Source organism: Rhizobium sp. UBA1881 (genome assembly GCF_002338015.1).
Taxonomy (GTDB): Bacteria; Pseudomonadota; Alphaproteobacteria; order Rhizobiales; family Rhizobiaceae; genus Rhizobium.
This window is the reverse complement of sequence record NZ_DDHH01000057.1, coordinates 235,855-257,620: the sequence shown is the minus strand read 5'-3', so window position 1 is coordinate 257,620 and position 21,766 is coordinate 235,855. Positions and strand designations below refer to the sequence as shown.

General features: G+C 60.6%; 18 protein-coding genes. 13 read left to right on the top strand and 5 right to left on the bottom strand.

Going from position 1 to position 21,766, the window contains the following annotated elements:
- Window positions 1-29: 29 nt before the first annotated feature.
- Window positions 30-1,550 (top strand): DUF5060 domain-containing protein, encoded by a 1,521-nt coding sequence (locus B3605_RS06565; protein WP_113168199.1) that lies wholly within the window; start codon window positions 30-32, stop codon window positions 1,548-1,550.
- 24 nt (window positions 1,551-1,574) lie between these two features.
- Window positions 1,575-2,639, top strand: a complete 1,065-nt coding sequence (locus tag B3605_RS06560) for an ABC transporter ATP-binding protein (RefSeq protein WP_113168200.1) — start codon at window positions 1,575-1,577, stop codon at window positions 2,637-2,639.
- Between the two features lie 317 nt (window positions 2,640-2,956).
- On the opposite strand, the gene B3605_RS06555 is transcribed toward B3605_RS06560, so the two are convergent.
- A complete protein-coding gene (locus B3605_RS06555; protein ID WP_162704895.1) occupies window positions 2,957-3,127 on the bottom strand; it encodes a hypothetical protein in 171 nt (56 codons plus the stop codon).
- Window positions 3,128-3,339: 212 nt separating this feature from the next.
- Here B3605_RS06555 and B3605_RS06550 point away from each other — a divergent pair, with 212 nt between their 5' ends.
- The 9 genes from B3605_RS06550 (at window position 3,340) to B3605_RS06510 (ending at window position 12,659) form a co-directional block, all read left to right on the top strand.
- Window positions 3,340-4,143 carry a potassium channel family protein gene (locus B3605_RS06550; protein WP_112943317.1) on the top strand — a complete coding sequence of 268 codons (804 nt, stop codon included), beginning with the start codon at window positions 3,340-3,342 and terminating at the stop codon, window positions 4,141-4,143.
- Window positions 4,144-4,228: 85 nt separating this feature from the next.
- A complete protein-coding gene (locus B3605_RS06545) occupies window positions 4,229-4,999 on the top strand; it encodes a glucose 1-dehydrogenase (RefSeq protein ID WP_296433360.1) in 771 nt (256 codons plus the stop codon).
- 230 nt (window positions 5,000-5,229) lie between these two features.
- On the top strand, window positions 5,230-6,558 hold the full coding sequence (gene hisD, locus B3605_RS06540) for a histidinol dehydrogenase (protein ID WP_296433359.1): 1,329 nt from the start codon (window positions 5,230-5,232) through the stop codon (window positions 6,556-6,558).
- 4 nt (window positions 6,559-6,562) lie between these two features.
- Complete coding sequence (locus tag B3605_RS06535; RefSeq protein WP_296433358.1) at window positions 6,563-7,576, top strand: zinc-dependent alcohol dehydrogenase; 1,014 nt, start codon at window positions 6,563-6,565, stop codon at window positions 7,574-7,576.
- Window positions 7,577-7,625: 49 nt separating this feature from the next.
- Window positions 7,626-8,363 carry a histidine utilization repressor gene (gene hutC, locus B3605_RS06530; protein WP_113168203.1) on the top strand — a complete coding sequence of 246 codons (738 nt, stop codon included), beginning with the start codon at window positions 7,626-7,628 and terminating at the stop codon, window positions 8,361-8,363.
- Window positions 8,364-8,404: 41 nt separating this feature from the next.
- On the top strand, window positions 8,405-9,697 hold the full coding sequence (locus tag B3605_RS06525) for a hypothetical protein (protein WP_113168204.1): 1,293 nt from the start codon (window positions 8,405-8,407) through the stop codon (window positions 9,695-9,697).
- 279 nt (window positions 9,698-9,976) lie between these two features.
- Entirely contained in the window at window positions 9,977-10,993 is a 1,017-nt protein-coding gene (locus tag B3605_RS06520; protein ID WP_113168205.1) for an ABC transporter substrate-binding protein, read from the top strand.
- Between the two features lie 24 nt (window positions 10,994-11,017).
- Complete coding sequence (locus B3605_RS06515; RefSeq protein WP_112819994.1) at window positions 11,018-11,875, top strand: ABC transporter permease; 858 nt, start codon at window positions 11,018-11,020, stop codon at window positions 11,873-11,875.
- A 1-nt stretch (window position 11,876) separates the two neighbouring features.
- Window positions 11,877-12,659 carry an ABC transporter ATP-binding protein gene (locus B3605_RS06510; RefSeq protein WP_112819996.1) on the top strand — a complete coding sequence of 261 codons (783 nt, stop codon included), beginning with the start codon at window positions 11,877-11,879 and terminating at the stop codon, window positions 12,657-12,659.
- Here B3605_RS06510 and B3605_RS06505 read toward each other — a convergent pair.
- Window positions 12,656-14,665, bottom strand: coding sequence for a N,N-dimethylformamidase beta subunit family domain-containing protein (locus B3605_RS06505; protein ID WP_296433357.1), 2,010 nt, complete (start codon window positions 14,663-14,665; stop codon window positions 12,656-12,658). The genes B3605_RS06510 and B3605_RS06505 overlap by 4 nt on opposite strands.
- A 349-nt stretch (window positions 14,666-15,014) precedes the next feature.
- On the opposite strand from B3605_RS06505, the gene B3605_RS06500 reads away from it, so the two are divergent.
- Window positions 15,015-15,242 (top strand): hypothetical protein, encoded by a 228-nt coding sequence (locus B3605_RS06500; protein ID WP_165936888.1) that lies wholly within the window; start codon window positions 15,015-15,017, stop codon window positions 15,240-15,242.
- A gap of 47 nt (window positions 15,243-15,289) precedes the next feature.
- On the opposite strand, the gene B3605_RS06495 is transcribed toward B3605_RS06500, so the two are convergent.
- On the bottom strand, window positions 15,290-15,904 hold the full coding sequence (locus B3605_RS06495; RefSeq protein WP_289727752.1) for a biliverdin-producing heme oxygenase: 615 nt from the start codon (window positions 15,902-15,904) through the stop codon (window positions 15,290-15,292).
- A gap of 153 nt (window positions 15,905-16,057) precedes the next feature.
- A complete protein-coding gene (locus B3605_RS06490) occupies window positions 16,058-18,994 on the bottom strand; it encodes a PAS domain-containing protein (RefSeq protein ID WP_296433356.1) in 2,937 nt (978 codons plus the stop codon).
- 283 nt (window positions 18,995-19,277) lie between these two features.
- On the opposite strand from B3605_RS06490, the gene B3605_RS06485 reads away from it, so the two are divergent.
- On the top strand, window positions 19,278-19,424 hold the full coding sequence (locus B3605_RS06485) for a hypothetical protein (protein WP_018896790.1): 147 nt from the start codon (window positions 19,278-19,280) through the stop codon (window positions 19,422-19,424).
- Window positions 19,425-19,528: 104 nt separating this feature from the next.
- Here the strand turns inward: B3605_RS06485 and B3605_RS06480 are convergent, their stop codons facing one another.
- Window positions 19,529-21,697: a TonB-dependent siderophore receptor gene (locus B3605_RS06480; protein ID WP_296433355.1), complete on the bottom strand. Its 2,169-nt coding sequence runs from the start codon at window positions 21,695-21,697 to the stop codon at window positions 19,529-19,531.
- Window positions 21,698-21,766 lie beyond the last annotated feature (69 nt).

Below are 21,766 nucleotides of genomic sequence, written 5' to 3'. Positions count from 1 at the left end.
AAATTCAAAGTCTTTCGAGGAGATCTTTCATGTCCACAGCAACAGTCGAAAAATGGGGTGTGTTCGAAGTGGCCTTCAACGGCCCGTCCGGCGGCAATCCCTATCTCGACGTGAGCCTCGACGCCGTCTTCACCCATAAGAGCCGCGAAGTCCGCGTGCCGGGTTTCTATGACGGCGATGGCGTCTATCGCGTGCGCTTCATGCCCGATGTCGAAGGCGAGTGGTCGTTTAAGACGCGCTCGCAGACCGCCGAGCTCAACGGCAAGAGCGGCGCATTCGTCGCAACCGCACCGTCTGCCGGCAACCATGGCCCGGTTCGCGTGCGTAACAAGTTCCATTTTGCCTATGCTGACGGCAAGCCGTTCCTCTCTTTCGGCACGACCTGCTACGCCTGGACGCATCAACCACTCGAGATGCAGGCGCAGACGCTTGAGATGCTGAAGACCGCAGGCTTCAACAAGATCCGCATGGGCGTATTCCCCAAGGACTACCCCTATAACACCAACGAACCGCTCTATCCCTCTTTTGAAAGTGGCGCCGACGGCAAGGAAGATTTCGATCGTCCGAACCCGGTCATGTTCCGCCATTTCGAACAGCAGGTCGCGGCTCTCTGCGAACTCGGCATCGAAGCCGACATCATCATGTTCCACCCCTACGATCGCTGGGGTTACGCCGACATGTCGGCCGAGCAGGACTTCCGTTATGTCGCATATCTCGCGGCACGCCTTGCCGCCTATCGTAACGTCTGGTGGGCGCTCGCCAATGAATACGACTTCCTGCTCGACACCAAGCCGGTCGAGCAGTGGGACCGCTATTTCCACATCCTGGAAGAGAACGATCCCTACCAGCACCTGAAGTCGATCCACAACGGCGAGGTGTCGATGAACTTCGATCACCGCAAGCCATGGGTTACGCATACCTGCATTCAGAACCCCGACGTCAAGCTGACGCAGACCTGGCGCGACGCCTATGGCAAGCCCGTCGTCAATGACGAGCCGGAATATGAAGGCAACATCGTGCAGTGCTGGGGCAACCTGACGGCGCAGGAGCTGGTGCACCGCTTCTGGATCACCGTGACGCGCGGCGGCTATGCCGGACATGGTGAGACCTATTCGCACCCTGATGATCTGATCTGGTGGGCCAAGGGCGGCGAGCTGCGCGGCGAAGCCTGGAAGCGCATTAGCTTCTTCCGTAACCTCTTGGAGCAGGACGTGACACACGGCCTTGATCCCATGGGCGCTGTCGGCGAATGGCCGTGGACCCGCGTTTCCGGCGTGCGCGATGGCAGCACCGACCTGCGCTACATCTATCTCGGCGAGCATCAGCCCGTCGTCTGGTCCTCGGGCTTCCCGAAAGATGGCGACAACTATGAGGTCGACATCATCGACACGTGGAACATGACGATCACGCCCGCCAAGAAGGTGGAAGCGCCGATTCCGCACCCGACACGCCACGGCGCGATCGTGCGCGGCGGCAAGGCCGATGCCGCTTTCGGTGTCGAGCTGCCAGGCAAGCCATATCTGGCACTTCGCGTGCGCAGCGAGCGTTGAGCAGGTCTCACAGGGAGGAATTCTATGTCCGGATTGGCCATTAGAAACGTCAAGAAATCCTACGGTGCCGTGGACATCATTCACGGCGTGGACGTCGACATTGCCGATGGCGAGTTCGTCATTCTCGTTGGCCCGTCCGGATGCGGAAAATCGACCTTGCTCAGAATGATCGCCGGGCTGGAGGAGATCACCGGAGGCGAGATTTCGATCGGCGGCCGCGTCGTCAACAATCTGCAGCCCAAGGATCGCGATATCGCGATGGTATTCCAGAACTACGCGCTCTATCCACAGATGACGGTGGCCCAGAACATGGGCTTCGCGCTGGAACTGGCCGGCGCGAAGAAGGCGGAGATCGACAAGAAGGTCGGCGAGGCTGCCGGCATCCTCGGCCTCCAGCCGCTGCTGAGCCGCAAGCCGGCACAGCTCTCCGGCGGCCAGCGCCAGCGCGTCGCCATGGGCCGCGCCATCGTGCGCGATCCGAAGGTGTTCCTCTTCGACGAGCCGCTCTCCAACCTCGACGCCAAGTTGCGCGTCAAGATGCGCGCGGAAATCAAGGCCCTGCACCAGCGCCTGAAGACCACGATCGTCTACGTCACGCACGACCAGATCGAAGCCATGACCATGGCCGACAAGATCGTCGTGTTGCAGGGCGGTAAGGTCGAGCAGATCGGCACGCCGCTGGAACTCTACGATCGGCCGCAGAATGTTTTCGTCGCGGGCTTCATGGGTTCGCCGGCGATGAACTTTCTCGAAGGCAAGTTGACGGGCGGCGACACACCGCGGCTGACACTGCCATCTGGCCAACAGGTCGAGCTCTCGCAGGGTGCCGCGAACACCGATGGCCGCGAGGTCATCGTCGGCATTCGCCCTGAGGACCTGGCGTTCGCGCAAGACGACGGCGTTCCGGCGACCGTCAGCGTGGTGGAACCGACAGGATCTGAAACCCATGTCGCGCTTGAGGTCGAAGGCAAGGAGATCACCTGGGTCATGCGCGAACGCGCCGACCTGACACCGGGCCAGGTCGTCAAGCTCTCGCTGAAATCGCCGAACGTGCATTTCTTCGACAAGGTCACGCAGCGCCGCATCTAGACTGCGACAAAACGAACAAGACTTGCATTCGTCGGTTCAAGGTTTGGATGCAAGGCTTTTGCAGCAGTATTGCTTTCAAGGCAGGTATTGTCCCCCATCGCGTGGCTGGTAACCTTACCAGCTAACCAAGCAACGTACTTTCAGTTGCATGGCAACATGAAGCAATGCCATCAAACGGACAGCGGTCCCAAACACCGTGGTCCGTGGGGTTACGGATCGGTAAACCCGTCCTCGCGGGGCGAGGACGGGTTCTAGACTTTCGATTATGCGATGAAATAGCTTTCAACGCCCGAAACCGAGCGTTGGCAGACAGTCGCTCAAGACGCCGTCTTGACCTGTGTTTCAGCTTGTTCGGCACGCATGCCGGCGCAAAACGCGGCCGTTCTGTTTGCGGCAAAGGCATGCGCGCGCTTTTTGGCCGCCGTTTCGAGCAATTCGGCGAAAACGCCGAGGCTGATCCGATCGGCCCGCAGCATCTGGCGGATCATCGGATCCCTCAACACTTCCGACATGGTCATGTCCTGCATGGCACACTCCTTTGTTGCAAGGAGGGATACTACGCGCATGTAACACCCAAATGTCGCCAGCGTGGCAGGATCAAGGCAAATGACACGTTGCAGTTGCTGGATGTCGCTGCTCCGATTTCATTTCCGCCCACCTTCACGGTTGAAAAGCTGAAGGCGATTGATAGTTCTGGCGCATGAGCAACGCGCGCACCGATTCAAACGATGCAGACGGCATCGTCAAGACACTCCGAAAGCAACTGAACTGGCTGCAACGCGGAAGGGATGTCCGCTCGCTTCAGCTGCAGGGTCTGCTTGCCTTCGTCGACCTCGCTATCCTTGCCTTCTTCCTGTTCGGGCCATATCTGAGGACCGGGCCGTCCTATCTCATCATCGACTATATGATCGCCGTGTGGGTGGCGATTGAACTGATCGCCCAGGCGATCGTTGCCGGAAGCCTGAAGGCTTTCGTGAAACGACCGATGAGCTGGATCGATCTTTTCATCCTGGCGACGCTGCTGCTTCCGGACCTGCTGTTCAACTTCACCTTCCTGCGGGCCATGCGGATCTGGGCGATCGGCAACAGCCCATTCCTGAAAGAGGGATTGCGGCGCCTTGGCTGTGCGCATCTGCTGGATGTCGTACGCGCCTGCGTCAACCTCGTGGTCTTCCTCTTCATCGTCACCGGCTTCGTCTACACCACATTCTTCTACCGCCAAGGCGGATGGGAGGGCTTCGTGGATGCCTTGTATTTCACCGTGGCGACGGTCACGACGACGGGCTTCGGCGACATCACCTTACCCGGCGCCATGGGAAAGCTGACATCGATCGTGACGATGATCGTCGGCATCTCGCTCTTCGTCCGCCTCGCGCAGGCGGTCGTGCGTCCCTACAAGGTGAACTTCCCCTGCCCGCAATGCGGCCTGCAGCGCCATGATGCCGACGCCGTGCATTGCAAGGCCTGCGGACATCTGCTGAACATTCCCGACGAAGGCCAGTGACGGCGGCGCGAACAGCCACGACCGTTATATGTATAGATATGATCGCGGAAAGATGCTTTCCTCGGCGCAACATCGGAGGGATCACATGTCCGGACATCCATTCAATCTGAACGGGCGGGTCGCCGTCGTCACCGGCGCCAGCCGCGGCCTTGGCCAGGCGATCGCCCTTGCGCTGGCGGATGCGGGCGCCGACCTCTGCATCACGGCGAGAGTGCTGGTGTCGCTGCAGGACACGAAGACCAAGGTAGAAGGCCGGGGTGTGCGCTGCATCGCTATCGCACAAGATGTCGGCGATCTCACCTCGATCGACGCAGCGCTGGAACAGGCATGCGCGCTTACCGGCAGGATCGACATCCTCGTCAACAATGCCGGCATCGAGCAGGTCGCGCCTTCGCTCGATGTGGACGAAGCGCTGTGGGACCGGATTGTCGGAACCAATCTCAAGGGCGCATTCTTCTGGTCGCAGGCGGCGGCGAAGCGCATGTCCAAGCAGGAGACCAGCGGCAGCATCATCAATCTCTGCTCCCTGACCTCCTTTGTCGGCATTCCGACCGCCGTTCCCTACGGCTCATCCAAATCCGGTCTGCTCGGGATGACGCGTGCGCTCGCCGCCGAATGGGCCGAGGCCGGTATTCGCGTGAACGCGATCGCGCCCGGCTATTTCAGGACAGCGATGACCGACGGCTTCTATGAGGACGAGGACTGGCAGGCGCGCATACTGACAAGAATCCCGCAGCGCCGCTTTGGCGAGGCGGCTGATCTCGGGGGCGCCGTCGTGTTTCTCGCCAGCGACGCGGCGGGCTATATCACCGGCCATTGCCTCCCCGTCGACGGCGGTTTCCTCGCCTCCATCTGACACATGACCGCCAGCAAGGTGCGGCGCACAATTCTCGGTGCAAAGTGCGTTGACATGGCATGTATATACATGTTTCACTCCGTCAAAATAGATAAAGCGGAACATCAATCCTCGACCTGAGCCACTGGTTTGAGTAGACAGCCGATCGAACGGACATCGGCGGCGAAGCTGTGCCCATTGCTGGGTTTTCGCCGGCGCTTGCCCAAGACGCCAACAAGGTTACGTGCACAATGACTGAAGTCTCCTTTTACGAATATTCGAAGCTTTCTTCAGACGAAAAATCGTCCCTGCTTCGCCGGTCGGAGACCGATATCTCCGGCTTTATCGAGAAGGTGGGCCCGATCCTCGAGGCGGTTCGCACGGAAGGCGACCGGGCCGTTGCACGCTTCGCCCGCGAGCTTGACAAGGCGGACGTAACGGAAGGCTCGATCCAGGTGACCGAGGCCGAGTTCGACGCCGCCTTCAAGCTCGTCGAGGACGACGTCATCGAGGCGATCAAGTTCGGCATATCTAACATCCGCACCTTCCACGATGAGCAGAAGCCCGAGGCCATGTGGCTGAAGGAAATTCGCCCGGGCGCCTTCGCCGGCGACCGCTTCACGCCGATCCAGTCCGTCGCGCTCTACGTGCCGCGCGGAAAGGGCTCCTTCCCCTCGGTCACGATGATGACCTCGGTTCCGGCCGTAGTTGCCGGCGTGCCGAACCTTGCGATCGTCACCCCGCCCGCGCCGGATGGAAGCGTCGATGCCGCAACACTGGTCGCGGCCCGTCTCGCTGGTGTCAACACCGTCTACAAGGTCGGCGGAGCCCAGGCCGTCGCCGCCGTCGCCTACGGCACGGAGACGATCAAGCCGGCGTTGAAGATTGTCGGACCGGGCAGCCCGTGGGTCGTCGCCGCGAAGCGTCTCCTGTCAGGCGTGATCGACACAGGCCTGCCGGCAGGCCCCTCCGAGGCGATGATTTTTGCCGATGACACCGTGCATGGCGGGCTCGCAGCACTCGACCTCTTGATCGAAGCCGAGCACGGCCCGGATTCGTCCGCCTATCTCGTCACCCACAGCCGCCGTGTTGCGGAAGAAGCCATCGCGGCCCTTCCGGAGCATTGGGGCCGGATGACGGAACAGCGCGTCGGCTTCTCCAAAACCGTGCTGACAGGAAAATGCGGCGGCGTCGTGCTGACCTCCTCGATCGAGGAGAGCTATGCCTTCGTCAACGCCTACGCGCCTGAGCACCTCGAAATTCTCTCTACCGACGCCTTTGCGCATCTCGGCCACATCACCGAAGCCGCCGAGATTCTGCTCGGACCGCACACGCCCGTCAGCATCGGCAATTTCTGCCTGGGCCCAAACGCAGTGCTCCCAACCAGCCGGTGGGCGCGCACCTATGGCCCGCTGTCGGTCACTGACTTCGTCAAGCGCAGCTCGATAGGCTACGTCACAGCACCTGCTTATCCCGAATTCGCAGCGCATGCTCACAAGCTTGCGCTGTACGAAGGCTTCTCCTCGCACGCCAATGCCGTCTCCGACGTGCGCGACGCTTACCTGAAGACGAAAGGCTGAGCCCTTGAAAGCTGTGCGCCTCCACGATGCTGGGGATTTGCGGGTCGAAGCGATCGACCCGCCATCGGCCCCACCCAGTGGCTTCGTCAATGTGGAGGTTCGCGCCGCTGGCATATGCGGCTCCGACCTGCACAACTTCCGCACCGGCCAGTGGATCAGCAGGCGCCCCTCGACGGCAGGTCACGAGTTCTGCGGCCGGGTGACCGATGTCGGCGAAGGCGTCGAGCATCTCAAGGTTGGCGATTACGTGGCGGCAGACTCGCGCGTCTACTGCGGCACCTGCCCGGCCTGCATGTCGGGACGCAGCAATATATGCGAAACGCTGGGCTTCGTCGGAGAGGCATGCGACGGCGGTTTTGCCGAGCATGTTCAGCTGCCGGCAAAGCTGCTCTTCAAGCATGAGCCAACGTTGGCACCGAAGGTCGCGGCGATGGCGGAGCCGCTCGCGGTTGCGCTGCATGCTGTCAAACGCCTCAACGCAGCACAGAATGAAGCGGTTCTCGTTATCGGCTGTGGCACGATCGGCGGCTTGAGCGGGCTGCTGTTGTCGAAGCTCCATAAGGGCAAGCTTCTGTTCGCCGACACCAATGCCGAGCGCGCGGCGCTGGTCGCGCGCGTCTGCAGCGGGACGGCGGTCGCGCTGGACAAGGCTGCGATCGACACCGCGCTGATCGGCGAACGGCTGCGCTATGCCATCGATGCGACAGGCAACGTTGATGCGATTGCCGCCGGCCTCGATCTGCTTGCCGGCGGCGGTGGCTTGGCGCTTGTCGGCATCAGCCATGGCAAACTGGATCTCGATCCGAATATCCTGGTCGAACGGGAAATATCGTTGGTCGGCTGCCATGCTTTCGCATCCGAGCTGCCGGAAGCGATCGCCCTGCTGGCCGAGTTGGAGCCGGCGCTCATCGAATTCAGCGAGGTCTTGGCGTCGCTCGACGATGTCCCGAATGCCTATCAGCGGCTGCTCAAAGGCCAGAGCCAGAAATTGAAGGCCATCGTCGAGATCGCGCATTGAGGTTCGCCACGCGATAGCCGTTCACGAGAACGAACTGGAGAGTTTGTCATTGAGTGCACTTTCGGATTCGGCATCGCCGCTCTACGAGAAGGTCAAGGACTTCGTGCTCGCGAACATCGGCAGCGGCAAGTGGGCGCAGAATGCCCGGCTGCCCTCCGAAAACGATCTCGTGAATTCGCTGGGCGTCTCCCGAATGACCGTCCACCGTGCGCTGCGCGAACTCACCTCGGAAGGCCATCTTCGCAGGGTCCAGGGCGTCGGCACCTTCGTCGCGCCGCCCAAGGCGCAGTCGACGCTGATCGAAGTCAGCAACATCATCAACGAGATCCGTGATCGCGGCGGCAAGCATCGCGCCGGCGTCATCCTGCTCGAGCGCGTCGAACATCCCGCGCCCGCCATTGTCCGCGCATTCGAATTCGATCGCGTCAAACCCGTCGATCACTCACTCGTCGTGCATTTCGAAAATGACATTCCGGTGCAGCTGGAGGAGCGGTATGTGAACCCCGCTCTCGTCCCGCATTATCTCGATCAGGACTTCACCTCGATCGCGACGCTGGAATATCTGCAGCGCTGCACGCCGCTGACCGAGGTCGAACACTTGATCAGCGCGGTGCCTGCCGGCGCGGAGCAGGCGCGTCTGCTGCACATGCCCGAGCGCGACAGCTGCCTCGTCCTGCACCGCAAGACCTGGACCGGCGCCACGGTCGCGACCGTCAACACCTTCACTCATGTCGGCAGCCGCTACTCCCTCGGCAGCCGGTATCGCCCGACCCACAAGCCTGCCTGACAACACGCATCAACACCCTATTTATTCGAGAAGCGCATTCCATGAGCCAGACCAACAGCCGAACCGCCATTATCCGCGATCACGCCAAGAAGCGCGATGGCGTGGCCGAGACACTTCTCGCCGAGTTGCTTTTCGATCTGTTCGAGCTCGATGCACAGAATCTCGCGATCAATTTCGATCAGTACAGCCTGAACTCGTTGAACGGCTTCTTCGAAAGCGGCGAGGAGAAATACTTCTTCAAATTCCACCAGGAGGAAGGCGAGGAGAAAATGGGCGGCGAGTATTACCGCGCCGATATCCTGACGCGCGCGGGCCTTCCCGTCGATCAGCCGGTGATGATGTCGACCCTGCCGGGTGAACAGATCCTCGTATACAAACGTCGCTTCGACCCGCGCTTCTCCGACGTGCTGCGCGCGATCGATCTTGAGCCGGATGCGGCCGCAGCCGTGGAGGCGGTGGACGCAGAGCGCGAGCTCAGCGAGGCCGTGCTGAAGGTCTATCTGGAGACGCTGCACCCGGTGACGCCGGCGCAGGTGGCCGAGGAGCCCGTGCACCGGCTGTTTTCCGCCCGCCTCGTCAGCGAACCTGGCGCGACATTCCCGGGCGGGCGCTACGAGAGCTTTTACATCGGCAAGCACTTCGCCTTCCCTGGCGTTTCGCTCGATTGGAGCGAATTCGCAGCGGCGCGCTTCGTCATCAACGGGATTGCCTATGAAAAGACGGTCGGCGAACTGTTTGACGATGCGCACAGCCGCCTTGCGCCACTTCGCCTCGCCGATGCCGGCGGCGTCACCGCCCATGGCGACGCTCACAACGCAAACGTCTGGTACCGCAAGAGCGAGGATGGTGCGTCGCTCGCCTTCTTCGACCCCGCTTTCGCCGGCGAGCATATTCCGACGCTCCTTGCCGAGGTCAAAACCACCTTCCATAACATCTTCGCACACCCGCTCTGGCTCTACGAGCCTGCCCTTGCCGAGCAGAAATTCGAAGCCCGGGCGCGCTACGAAAATGGCACGCTGCATGCCAATTTCGATTGGCAGCCGAGCTCGGTCCGTCAGGCCCTTCTCGACGTCAAGTCAACGGCGCTGTGGAAGCCGCTCCTTGCGGAACTGAAGAGCCGCGCACTGCTTCCAGCGGATTGGAGGACGGTGATCCGGCTCGGGCTGTTCCTCTGCCCGACGCTGGTGATGAACCTTCGCGCCGGCGCGGCCACGCATAATCCGACGTCCTCACTGATCGGCTTTTCAACGGCGGTCATGGTGGGCAGTGAGCCGACAGCGGGCGCCGATATCGTGACCCGCTTCCTCGACGCGATCGATCCGGAGAATGCGTAAGATGAGCGTTTTGCACCATCACGAATTCGCCAAAACGCGACATCGGCGATTGCCGAAATCGACAGGCGCATTCATAGAGGGGTAGAGGTTTTCTGACTTTGCGCGGCGCCAATTGGCGGTATCGCGCAGATTCAGATTTACAAGTTCGGGCAAAGAAATGACTATACATAATGCTACTCAGCCAATCGCCCAAAATATAGGCTGAACATACAAAACGCACGAATGCCGTCTCGGCTTCGGGCCTAGCGAACACATTCATCATAGAAAAGAGGGGTTACCATGACATACGCATCGATCAAGTCTCACATGTCGCGCCTGGCCATCGTCGCCGGCGTTATCGGCGCTCTCACGCAGGCCGTCCCGGCTTCGGCAGCCGACATTCCCGCCAAGCCGGAAGCCGGCACCTTCAAGCTCGGCATCGAGCCCTGGCTCGGCTACGGCCAGTGGCACGTCGCCGCCAGCAAGGATCTCTTCAAGAAGTCCGGTCTGGAGGAAGTTGAACTGGTCAACTTCACGGAAGACAAGGACCTGAATGCAGCGCTCGCCAGCGGCCAGCTGGACGCAGCTAATATCGCGACCCACACCGCGATGGGCATGGTCGCCGCCGGCCTGCCGGTGAAGATCGTCTCGCTCCTCGACTTCAGCCTCACGGCCGACGCCATCCTCGCAGGCAGCGACATCAACAGCGTCGCCGACCTGAAGGGCAAGAGCGTCGCTTATGAAGAAGGTACGACCAGCGACATCCTGCTCAATTACGCGCTGGCCGCCAACGGCTTAACCATCGACGACATCACCCGTGTTCCTATGCCGGCGGCCGATGCCGGTTCCGCTCTGATCGCCGGCCAGGTCCCGGTTGCCGTGACCTACGAACCCTACATCTCGACCGCACGTGCGCAGGACAAGGCTGTCAAGCTTCTCTTCGAAGCCGGCAAGGATCCGGGCCTCGTGTCTGACGTTCTGGTTGTTCGCGAAGACGTTCTGAAGTCCAAGCCGGGCCAGGTTCTTGCCATGCTGAAGGCCTGGGACGCAGCACTTGCCGACTACAAGGCCAACACGGCCGACGATCGCGCGATCATCGCCAAGGCCGTAGGCGCATCGCCTGAAGACCTCGCGACTGCATTCGACGGCGTGCAGTATTACACGACCGCCGAAGCGTCCAAGGCCTTCGCCGGCGAATTCAAGACCAAGACCTTCGTTGATGTGCTCAAGGCCGCGAAGCTTGCGAAGATCCTGACCCAGGACGTGACCGCGGAACAGATGATCGACTCGTCCTTCGTCGACGCTGCCAACAAGTAACGCGCTATTCAAGACGGATCATCCATGTCGGCATCACAATCCTCGTCTGCCAGCACCGACACCCGCGCGCAGTCGCGCGCGGGTGTCGGACGACCGCCCAGTGCATTTCGCATCGGTGATCCGCTTGGCGCAAAAACGTTCCTCCTGATCGCAGTGTGCGTCTTCGCACTGCTGTTTGCCTTTTGGTGGTCAGCAACCGCGACCGGCTGGGTCAAGCCCATTTTCCTTCCGAGCCCGGGCGCTGTCTGGACCAAGATGGTGGAACTGACGCTTGACGGGACGTTGCTGAACGATGCCGGCATCAGCATCTATAGAATGCTCGTTGGCTTCGCGCTGGCATCGCTGATGGCGATCCCGATCGGCATCATGATCGGCTGCTACCGCACCTGGGAAGCGGCGATCGAACCATTTATTGACTTCGTGCGCTACATGCCTGTCGTCGCTTTCGTGCCACTGACGATCCTGTGGGCCGGAACCAGCGACATCCAGAAATTCGTCATCATCTGGATCGGGACGTTCTTCCAGCAAGTGCTGATGGTGATGGACAGCGTCAAGCGCGTCCCGCCCGACTTCGTTGGGCTTGGACGAACGCTTGGTCTTTCGGAACCGAAGATCCTCTGGCGCATCGTACTTCCGTCGTCGCTGCCGGGGATCTGGGACACTCTCCGGATCAGCATGGGTTGGGCCTGGACGTGGCTCGTTCTGGCCGAACTTGTCGCGGCCACCTCGGGGCTTGGCTACCGCATCGTTGTGTCCCAGCGCTATTTCCAGACGCAGACGATCATCGGCTACATCCTGCTTCTTGGCATACTTGGCCTGATCACCGATCAGAGCATGAAAGCTCTCGAGCGTGTTTTCTTCCGTTATACGTCGAGACATTGATATGACTGAACCGAAACTAAAGATCCAAGCGCTCAACAAGTGGTACGGATCGGGCAAACGAAGCGTTCACGCCCTCAGCGACATCGATCTGGAACTGGCGGACAACGAATTCGTGTCGCTGGTCGGCGCTTCCGGCTGCGGCAAGAGCACGCTTCTGTCGATCGTCGCCGGCCTGCAGAAGTTCAACGACGGAGTGCTCCTGACCGATGGCGCGCCGATCGTGGGACCCGGCCTCGATCGCGGCGTTGTCTTCCAGTCCTACACGCTGCTGCCCTGGCTGACCGCGCAGCAGAATGTCGAGTTCGCCCTTCAGGCGGCGGGCCTATCGGCTGCCGAACGCAGGGAAGTCGCGCGGCACCATATCAATCTGGTCAAGCTCGACCGTTTCGCCGATGCCTTCCCCTCGCAGCTATCCGGCGGCATGAAGCAGCGCGTCGCCATCGCACGAGCGCTGTCCTACAGGCCAAAGATGCTGCTGATGGACGAGCCCTTCGGGGCGCTGGATGCGCTGACCCGCCATCAGATGCAGGAATTGCTGACGCAGATCTGGGAAGAGCACCGCCTGACCGTGCTGTTTGTCACCCATGACGTCGAAGAGGCCGTCTACCTTTCCGACCGCATCATTTCGATGAGCATCAATCCCGGCCGAATTAACGCAACCTTCCACGTCGGCCTGGCGCGCCCGCGACATCAGGACATGATCTCGACCTCGGACTTCATCTCCATTCAGAAGGAAGTGCTGGCGGCGATCCGCGCGGGTTCGCAGCAGGATGATGCACTCTAAGCTGTGAACCGGCCGACGAGATTGAGCATAATGCGGCCGACATCATTATCTTTTCCCGCCGCCGGCAGCGCGCCGATCCACGCAACGGAGCTGGCGGAAAAAACCAATCCGCCGGCATCGTGACGGTAAATCGTCATATCCGATCGCCGCATCGCGGCCCGCTCCGCTTCGCCATCGGCAAGCCAAAGATCGGGACGCACCTGAAAGCTGTCGTCGAAACCATCGGCGACCGCCAGCCGAACCAGGTTGGCTGGGGTTTCCTCCGAACGCAGCACCGCATCCACCTCGTATCCCGCTGCGCCGCCGAGTACCGTGCCACTATCGCCGAAGGCCTCGCCGACACCGTCGAACAGCCATGCATGTTCGCCGCCGTAACTCCCTTCCAGCCGGCGGTACGGTCGCGATGGACCAAAGCTCATGATCACATAGGTGACGCCAACAAGCGCCTGGGGATGACGGTTGCCGCGATCTTCCCAGTTTCCGCCCGGCTCGCCCGTCATCGAGAGGTGCATTTCGCCCGGCCGGCCACTCCAGATATCGTTCTTGCCGCGCCGCAGTTCCATGTTGTCGCCGTCAAAGGCGACCACCCAATAAAAGCCGTTACCACCGAGATAACCGAGGCTTCCGCCGGCCGCGAGATAGCGATCCAACCCGCTCATCATCGCGGACGACCAGTATTCCGGATGACTGCCTGTCAGCACCAGGCTGTAGGCCGACAGGCTCTCCAAGCCTTCGTCATGAAGATCGTGATCGGTCAGCACATCGACCGCGATGCCATGGCGCGCATAGAATTTCAGCAGCTGCAGATCGACAGAGAGAAGATGCGGCGAGTTCGACAGAGGATAGTGATAGTCGTCCCTCAACGTCGCGCGCGGGCGCCGGCTCGAGGTCAGGCTGACGCCGCTGAGGTCGCTGTGGGTGTCGTATAGGCTGAGGAAATTGTTGTCGATCGCGAACAGGTGGGCGCGGTCGCTGCCATGCCAGGGGTAGCGATGCGGCGGCAGTTGTTCGTCGGCGTAAGCGAGATAGGTCGCCGTCGGCAGCAGCACCGCCACCTTCGATTGAGGCTCTGTCGGGCGAACGAAGAATGGTAGCCTCTCCACGCCGCGATCGGTCCCTATCTCAAGCGCATAGACACCGGATCGGGCATCCTCGGGGATGTGAACAGTCAGATCCGCCGCCCAGTCGAAACCGCCGAAATCATCGTCGTGCAGGTGGATGGAATCGAAATGATCGGGATCCAGACGGGGATCATGGATCTCACCGGAAAAGCGCGGCGAGGCGACGGCAAATGTCGGCGCATTGTGGAGGATGATCGCAGGATCACCTTGCTGGACAGGCCGAATATCGCGCATCGGCCCGCGCGTGGGAAAGCGCCATTCCGTCTCGTGGCTGGCGCTGATTAACCGGATGCGGCCGAGCCTGCCGTTCAAGGTCTGTCGCGAGCGATCCGCGACACCGCCGATACAGATCAGCCCGGCGGTATCTGCCGCGACGAGCGGGATCGTCCGTACCGCTACGGCTTGCTGGTCAGCACGCCTAACCCTGTAACCGATCGCGCTCGGCGAAACGGAGAGGTCGAGTTGATACCATCGCTCGTTGCGGACTTCAGCAACGGTATGGCTCTGACCATCAATCACGGCAACCAGACGGCCATCCGGCTCCAGGCTGAGAAGCAGGGAACCGATCGCGATAACCGGCTTCGATGTCTCGTTCCTGGTGAAGAGGATTTCGAGGGATAGTTCATAGACATCAGACCGAAGAGCCGTAGCCGGGATCTCGGCCCAGGAGCCGAGTTCGTACTCCCGGATGGAGAGCGTGGTCGAATGCCGTGCGATCTCCCATTCGACGGTTACCACCTCGTCGCGATCAAGCGTGACGATCCTGACGCTTGCGTTCGGATCGGCGCAGGACAGAAAACCACCCGTGGCGCCGCCGGCCTTCACGCTCCAAGGCTCGATGAAACCAATCGCAGCCATTGCGTCGTGGTTCAATTGCTTTCGCATGCAGGCACACCCCGTATTCTCAAAGTAGGGGCGGCAATCGGATGGCGACCCAGTATCGGCGGGAGTTTTGTCTATACATCTTCATGCCGTCAAGCGCTCCGCCGGCTGAGATATTCTTGCGATGCGTACCAAACCGACAGATTCTGACCTGTTAACGACGAGGGCAATAGGCTAAGAGCGCTTTGGCCGCATCCGTTTTCCCCGATGCGGCCGAAACTTCAGCCTCGCCCCTACGCGAGGCTTTTCTTTGTCCGCCAACCATTCTTCAATACGTGGACAACCCTTTCACAGCGTTGAGTTTCTTATCTCCCCAATGCACGATATGCGCAATGCGAGGGAGACTCACATAATGCGTTCAGGATTGGGGACGATCACCATTGCCGATGACGGGCATAACGGCCATGTTGCCTACGAAATGACAGAGAAGGACGGGCTGTTGTTTGCCGGCGAAGAATTGCTGCGGCGCGCGAAGGCCGCCAAGCGAGTAATTTTCCGACCGCTTGCTGCGACGACCGAACACCGAATCCGCATCGGAAGCGTTGATGCAAGCTGCGCCAATTTTATGGTGATCAGCTGAGCCGACTGCGTCGTCGGTTCACGTGAGATTGGTAGAACCCGCCCATTTCAACGCTCCGAGAAGGCAAGCTCAGCGAAATCATAGACGCGCGCGAAGGCAGCGTCCGCTCCATCGATGACGGCCCGCTCCTCTCCATCGCTCAGTTCCACGCTGTCGAGCGCTGCGGTAAACGTTCGCCAATGCAGGCCACGCCCTTCAGGAGCACCTGCAAGATGGCGCGCGCCCATCGTCTCGTCGAGACCGAGCTTGGCCGCATATTTCAAAAGGAATGCAGCACCAAGATTGGACCCTTCGATCACGTATAGCCATCCAAGGGAATCGCCGAGTGCGACCTTGTCTCCCTTGGTGAATGTCGGAGTGCATATCGACTGCGGGACTGCGATCCCGAGATCGGCAAGGTCCTGCTCTATGAACGTCAAACGACGGCGACCGGAGAGATCTGGCAGCAAAGCGCCGAGCTCTTGATTGAAGAATAGGGCATCGAGATCACGGTGAAACAGGTACTGCATGGTGACGAACCGGCCGTAGCTCTCGCGATCTGTGAAGGGATTAGCCTGCATGATGCGCTTGTCCAGTCGTTCGTGCGCGGCATGCGTCGCAGCCTTCAGTCGCTGGGTACGCTTTTCCTCGGGCACCGCCGAAATTTCCGTGGCAATCGACATTGTATTCCGTCCTTCAGTCAGTTCTCGGCCATTCAGCTTGCGCCCAGCCAGGTTTTTGCGCCTCGCTTCTGCGAAGCCAAGCCGTGATATCGAATGCCGATCGAGGGCCCAGCATTATCACCCATCCACCGCCCAAATGGGACCGGACAGCATTTAGCGCTTGGTTGCCCAGGCGCGCTCAACGGCCGATTTCAATTCCATCTCGGAATAGGGTTTGCGCAGGAGGAGAGCCTTCGACGGAGCGCCCGTCGGTAGACTGTGTTCTCCCGTAGCGAATACAATGGCGACGTCTGGATACAGACGGCGTACGGCCGCAGCCAGATCGACGCCGCTGACATCAGGTAGTCCGATGTCCGCGACCAGTACGTCGATCTCGTTTCCCTGCAAGAACTCGAGCGCCTCCGCGCCATCTGCCGCCTCCGTCACCTGGTGCCCGAGTTCGAGCAGCATTTCAGCTGTGTTGGAGCGGATCAGGAAATCGTCCTCGACAAGCAGAATTCGTGGGACCACCGCAGCCACAGGCTCGTCGATCGGTGCCGCGCTGCGCGGCGAGGAGGCCTGGCTGATCTGCTTCTGGTTGGCGATCACATGGCGGAGCCGGCGCGCCAACGCCTCCCGCGTATAGGGCTTCGATAGCAACTCGACACCCGGGTCGAGCCTTCCGCCGTGAACGATCGAGTTTTCCGTATAGCCTGACGTAAAGAGCACTGCCACACCGGGCAGCCGCTCCTTCGCGCGGCGCGCCATCTCACTGCTCTTCAGCGGCCCGGGCATGACGACGTCGGTGAAGATCACGTCGATTTGCATGCCACTTTCGATCACATTCAGTCCGGCCTGCGCGTCCTTCGCAGTCAATACGCTGTAGCCGAGATCGGACAGCGTCTCGACGACGATCGCGCGGACTTCCTCATCATCTTCGACGACAAGCACCGTTTCCGTGCCGCCCACCACAGGCCCGCCATGCACTGTCACCTCGCGGTCCTCGTCGGCAACGGAACGCGGCAGATAGATGCGCACCGTCGTTCCCTGATCTACCTCGCTGTAGATCTTCACATGTCCGCCCGACTGCTTGACGAAGCCATAGACCATGGACAGCCCGAGCCCAGTTCCCTTGCCTTCTGGCTTGGTCGAGAAGAACGGCTCGAACACCTTGTTCAAGATTTCAGGCGCCATACCCGTGCCGGTGTCGGTGACAGCGAGCATCACATACTGACCCGGCATGACCTCCTGATGGCTGCGCGCATATTCCTGGTCGAGCGCCGCGTTGCCCATCTCTATCGTCAACTTGCCGGAACCGTTCATAGCGTCGCGCGCGTTGATCGCGAGGTTGAGCAGCGCGTTTTCCACCTGCGTGGGATCGGCATAGGTGTTCCACAGCCCGCCACTGGTAATGACCTCTATCTCGACCGCTTCGCCCAACGAACGCCGCAGCAGATCGTCCATTCCGCCGATGAAGCGGGCGATATTGATAACCCGAGGTTCGAGCGCCTGCCTGCGACCGAAGGCGAGCAGCTGGCTTGCGAGCTTCGCACCGCGGTTGACGCCTGCAAGCGCATTGGCCAAGCGCCGCTCCGCCCGCTCATTGCCCGTCAGATCCTTGGACAGGAGCTGCAGGTTACCCGAGACCACCTGAAGAAGATTGTTGAAGTCGTGCGCCACGCCGCCCGTCAGCTGGCCAATCGCTTCCATTTTCTGCGCTTGTTGCAACGCGCGCTCGGTTTGATGGCGCTCGGCGATTTCGGCTTCAACTCGCGCCTCAAGGCTTTCGTTCAGCTGCCGCAGCTGCTCTTCGGCTCTCACGCGGTGGCGAACCTGGCGCTCGAGGCTTGTGGCGTGCTCCTGAAGGCTGGCCTCTGCCTCGCGCTGTTCGGTGATATCAGTATGAACACCGACCCATTCCTCGATCTCGCCCGAAACATCGAAGATCGGCACGCCGCGAATGGCGAACGTCCGGTAGACGCCATCGGCGCGCCGGACCCTGTGCTCATGAACATAGGTGGCCTTTGCCGCGACCGCCGCCTTCCAGCTTTCGACCGAGCCGTCCTGGTCATCCGGGTGCACGGCGTCCGCCCAGCCGTAACCCTGGTAGCTCTCGAACGGCTGCCCAGTCAGCGCCGACCATGCCGGCTGCTCACCGAGCATGCGGCCGTCGGCGGCGTTCGTCCAGATCACACCGTGGACGGCATTCACCGCCGCACGGAAACGGCCGTTGCTCCGCTGCAAGGCTACTTCGGACCGCTTGCGATCCTCAATATCGATCATCACCACATAGATGCCTTCGACATCGCCGCCTGAAGCCCGCCGGGGCACATAGCGTATCTCGACATTGCGATCCGTTCCATCCGGCCGGGTGATGGATGTATCGGTGATGATGCGGTCGCCGGCCATCGCCTGCTCGACCATGGGAAGGCGTGTCTGGTAGCTGGTCTGGCCAATCACCTCAGCCACATGCTTGCCGACCACATCGGCTGCGTCGAGGCCGAACCATTCCACGTAGCCCTGGTTGGCGAAGCGGTAGATATGGCTGCGATCGATGAAACCGACGAGGATGGGGAGCGCATCCGTCAGCCGTTTCAGCTCCTCGCGGCTTTCCGCAAGCTCGGCCACCGCCTTCACCTTGTCGGTATTTTCGAGCACCGTACAGAGAACGCCGTTCACCTTGCCGTCGTCATCATAGATCGGCGTGTAGAACAGGTCGAATACGACTTCCTCAGGGAGGCCGTGGCGATGCAGAACCATCTTCTGGTCGCGGTATGACTGGACCTCACCGCGGAAGCCGGCCTCGAGAATCTTGCTGTTCCAGTCCCAGATCTCCGGCCATATCCCGGGGACCGTCGCGCCGAGCGCGCGCGGATGATAATTGCCGGCAATTTCCACGTAGCCGTCGTTGTAGATCATAACATGATCATCGCCCCACATCAGCACCTGCGGGATGGGCGAATTGACGATCGAATTGACCTTGATTCTCAGGTTCTGCGGCCACTCGCTGATCGGGCCAAGCGAGGTTGCCGCCCAATCGAAACGGCGAACAAGTTCTCCGGTCTCGCCGCCGCCGATGGGCCAATGGCCGGACGTGAACTGATAAGTCATAAAGCCACCAACTGAACCAGAAATTCTCTTGTTTCATAGGGGACGGGAATGACCCTGTCCATGGCGCTAGGGCGAGAACAAGCGCGCCAGCAGGCATAATATTGCGGCGCTGACGCGCGCCGGAAAACCGCTAAATGCAGAAGATGGAACGACGGCCGTTGGAGTTGCACTTCGGTTGCCATAAGCAGAAAAAAGACAGCCGACGCGATCACCGGCTTTTTCATTTAAGTTGACGCTGCTATGGGAGCATGATGTCGTCCGTTAGAACGAGGAAACAGGCGAGATGAGCGATAACGTCATCCAGTTCCGCAAACCCGCGCCACAAAAGACCCCGAAGCCGCCACGCCCATGGCTGCGCAAGCTGATCTCGATCGTCGTGGTGATCGCAGCCTTTGTCGCGGCTTGGATCTATTTCACGCTGGCTGGCTGATCCGGCCACTTGCAAGTCGCATTTAAGACTCGACCGCATTAAAACGAAAACGGCTGGAGAGCGAAACAGATCGCTCTCCAGCCGTTTTCACGAGTACGGTCAGCTTACCACTTCTTGGCAAGCTTGAAGGTGAAAGTCCGGGCATCGCCGTAGCCGCAGGCGCCTTCAGTGCGGCAAGCCTCGACATATTCCTTGTCGAACAGGTTGGCGACGTTGAGCGATGCCGTCCAGTTTTCCTTTTCGTAGCGGATCGCCGCGTCGAACACGGTCGATTCCGGAACGCGAAGCGTGTTGGCCTCATCCGCCCAGGAACGACCCTTGTGGCGAACGCCGGCGCCGAGGCTGAGGCCTTCGAGCGGGCCGTTCGTCACAGTGTAATCGACCCACATGGAAGCCGTATAGTCAGGCACGACGTAAGGCGTCTTGCCGATCAGGCCGGGGTTCGGGTCGTTCTGTTTAACGGTCACGTCGGTCGCGGCGAAGGCGCCGAGCAGCTTCCAGTTGTCGTCGATGTTGACCTTGGCTTCGAGCTCAAAGCCCTTCGATTCCACTTCGCCGAGCTGGTCGGTAAAGGGCGCGACCGGGATAGAGACAGAGTTGTTGCGCTTGTTGATGTGGAAGACGGAGGCGGTGAAGGACGCATCCATGAAGGTCGGCTCATACTTGATGCCGGCTTCATACTGTTCGCCCTCTTCCGGCTTCAGCGGCCCGTGTCCGCCACGGCCGACCAGCGGGTTGAAGAAGGTCGCGGCGCTGACATAGGGCGTCAGGCCGTTGTCGAACTCGTATGCAAGACCGGCGCGGCCGCTCCAGGCGCCGTCGGAATCCTCGAAGCTGTTAGAAGACGCCAGCCGATCCTTGAAATCGGTATTGACGTGATCGTAGCGGCCGTTGAGCGTTGCCAGCCAACCATCGCCGAAATGGATCTGATCCTGCGCGTAAAGGCCGATCTGATTCATGGTGACTTGCTCGCTGTAGAGCGGGTCCATCGGCAGCTGCGGGAGGCCGTAAACGGGGTTCGTCACGCTGAGCGAGCCGGAGCCGAACTTGTTGTTCTGCACGTTGTCGATGCGGTACAGGCGGTAGTCGACGCCCAGCATGACCTTGTGCTCGGTGCCGCCGAGATCGAAAGTGTTTTCGATGCGGTTATCCCAGGCCAGCGTATCGACGGAGGTGTCGCCCTCGAAGTTAAGAAGCTGAAGGTCTGTCGGACCGGACCACAGATAAGGATAGACAAGGCGCTCATACTTATCGAGATGGCCGTAACGGGCATTCGACGAGTATTTCCAGCCGCCCTCGAACTCGTGCTCGAACTCGTAGCCGATCATCTGCTGATCGTAGCGGCCGGTATCGATATCCGGATCACCGGGGAAGAAGCGGCGCGAGATCTTGCCGACGCCGGGCCGGTCGACGACCGTACCTTCGTAGGGCAGGAAGCCATTGCCCGTGTGAACCTGATCAAGACCACCGGCATAGGCCCAGACGGTCAGGCTTGTCGTATCATCCGGCGAAATGGTCAGCTGCGGCATGACGAAGCCGCGCAGATCATGGGTGTAATCGGTATAGCCGTCACCGCCGGCGATCTTGCCGGTCAGGCGATAGGTCATCGTGTCGCTCGACCCGACCTTGTCGGAAACGTCGAAGCCGGTGAAGGCGTTGCCATTCGAGTTGATGCCGATTTCGGTGTAATAGAGCGGATCGTCGGTCGGCCGCTTTCTGATCATATCGATGATGCCGCCGGCATTGGCGCCACCATAGAGAACCGAAGCCGGTCCCTTCAGGACGTCGACGCGCTCCAGCATGAAGGGATCGATCTGGAAGTTGCCGAAACCATAGGAGAACAGATTGAGGCCATCGAGATAGACACCGCTCTGTCCGGCATCGAAACCACGGATGTAGAACCAGTCGGTATCCGGATCGGTACCGAAGGTCTGCGTGGCGACGCCAGCCGTGTAACGCAGGGCCTCATCGACCTTGTTGATGACAGCGCGATCATCGAGCTCCTGGCGGCCGACGACCGAGACGGACTGCGGTATTTCGTTGATTGGCGTATCCGTCTTCGAGCCCGCCGTGCTCTTCTTGGCCACATAGCCCTTCACCGGGCCGGTTGCCTCGCTGGCGCCGTCAGCCGCCGCAGTTCCGGCGCCCTGGATGACGACGGGCTTCAGCTCGGTCGCATCCTGCGCGACTGCGAACGTGGCGCTCGCGCCGAAGATGGCGACACCCGCCAGAAGCTTTGCCTTGAAGATCACTCGGTCTGCTCTCGCACCCATATTTGTCGTCACCCTACTCACGCCACCGTCATCCCAACGGCCCGGCCAACATCACGAATAAGATGAGTG

What these genes read in the sequence shown, in the direction of transcription:
- B3605_RS06565 (WP_113168199.1), top strand. Translation starts at nt 30, where the DNA reads ATGTCCACAGCAACAGTCGAAAAATGGGGTGTGTTCGAAGTGGCCTTC.
- B3605_RS06560 (WP_113168200.1), top strand. Translation starts at nt 1,575, where the DNA reads ATGTCCGGATTGGCCATTAGAAACGTCAAGAAATCCTACGGTGCCGTG.
- B3605_RS06555 (WP_162704895.1), bottom strand. Translation starts at nt 3,127, where the DNA reads ATGATCCGCCAGATGCTGCGGGCCGATCGGATCAGCCTCGGCGTTTTC.
- B3605_RS06550 (WP_112943317.1), top strand. Translation starts at nt 3,340, where the DNA reads ATGAGCAACGCGCGCACCGATTCAAACGATGCAGACGGCATCGTCAAG.
- B3605_RS06545 (WP_296433360.1), top strand. Translation starts at nt 4,229, where the DNA reads ATGTCCGGACATCCATTCAATCTGAACGGGCGGGTCGCCGTCGTCACC.
- hisD (WP_296433359.1), top strand. Translation starts at nt 5,230, where the DNA reads ATGACTGAAGTCTCCTTTTACGAATATTCGAAGCTTTCTTCAGACGAA.
- B3605_RS06525 (WP_113168204.1), top strand. Translation starts at nt 8,405, where the DNA reads ATGAGCCAGACCAACAGCCGAACCGCCATTATCCGCGATCACGCCAAG.
- B3605_RS06520 (WP_113168205.1), top strand. Translation starts at nt 9,977, where the DNA reads ATGACATACGCATCGATCAAGTCTCACATGTCGCGCCTGGCCATCGTC.
- B3605_RS06515 (WP_112819994.1), top strand. Translation starts at nt 11,018, where the DNA reads ATGTCGGCATCACAATCCTCGTCTGCCAGCACCGACACCCGCGCGCAG.
- B3605_RS06510 (WP_112819996.1), top strand. Translation starts at nt 11,877, where the DNA reads ATGACTGAACCGAAACTAAAGATCCAAGCGCTCAACAAGTGGTACGGA.
- B3605_RS06505 (WP_296433357.1), bottom strand. Translation starts at nt 14,665, where the DNA reads ATGCGAAAGCAATTGAACCACGACGCAATGGCTGCGATTGGTTTCATC.
- B3605_RS06500 (WP_165936888.1), top strand. Translation starts at nt 15,015, where the DNA reads ATGCGTTCAGGATTGGGGACGATCACCATTGCCGATGACGGGCATAAC.
- B3605_RS06495 (WP_289727752.1), bottom strand. Translation starts at nt 15,904, where the DNA reads ATGTCGATTGCCACGGAAATTTCGGCGGTGCCCGAGGAAAAGCGTACC.
- B3605_RS06490 (WP_296433356.1), bottom strand. Translation starts at nt 18,994, where the DNA reads ATGACTTATCAGTTCACGTCCGGCCATTGGCCCATCGGCGGCGGCGAG.
- B3605_RS06485 (WP_018896790.1), top strand. Translation starts at nt 19,278, where the DNA reads ATGAGCGATAACGTCATCCAGTTCCGCAAACCCGCGCCACAAAAGACC.
- B3605_RS06480 (WP_296433355.1), bottom strand. Translation starts at nt 21,697, where the DNA reads ATGGGTGCGAGAGCAGACCGAGTGATCTTCAAGGCAAAGCTTCTGGCG.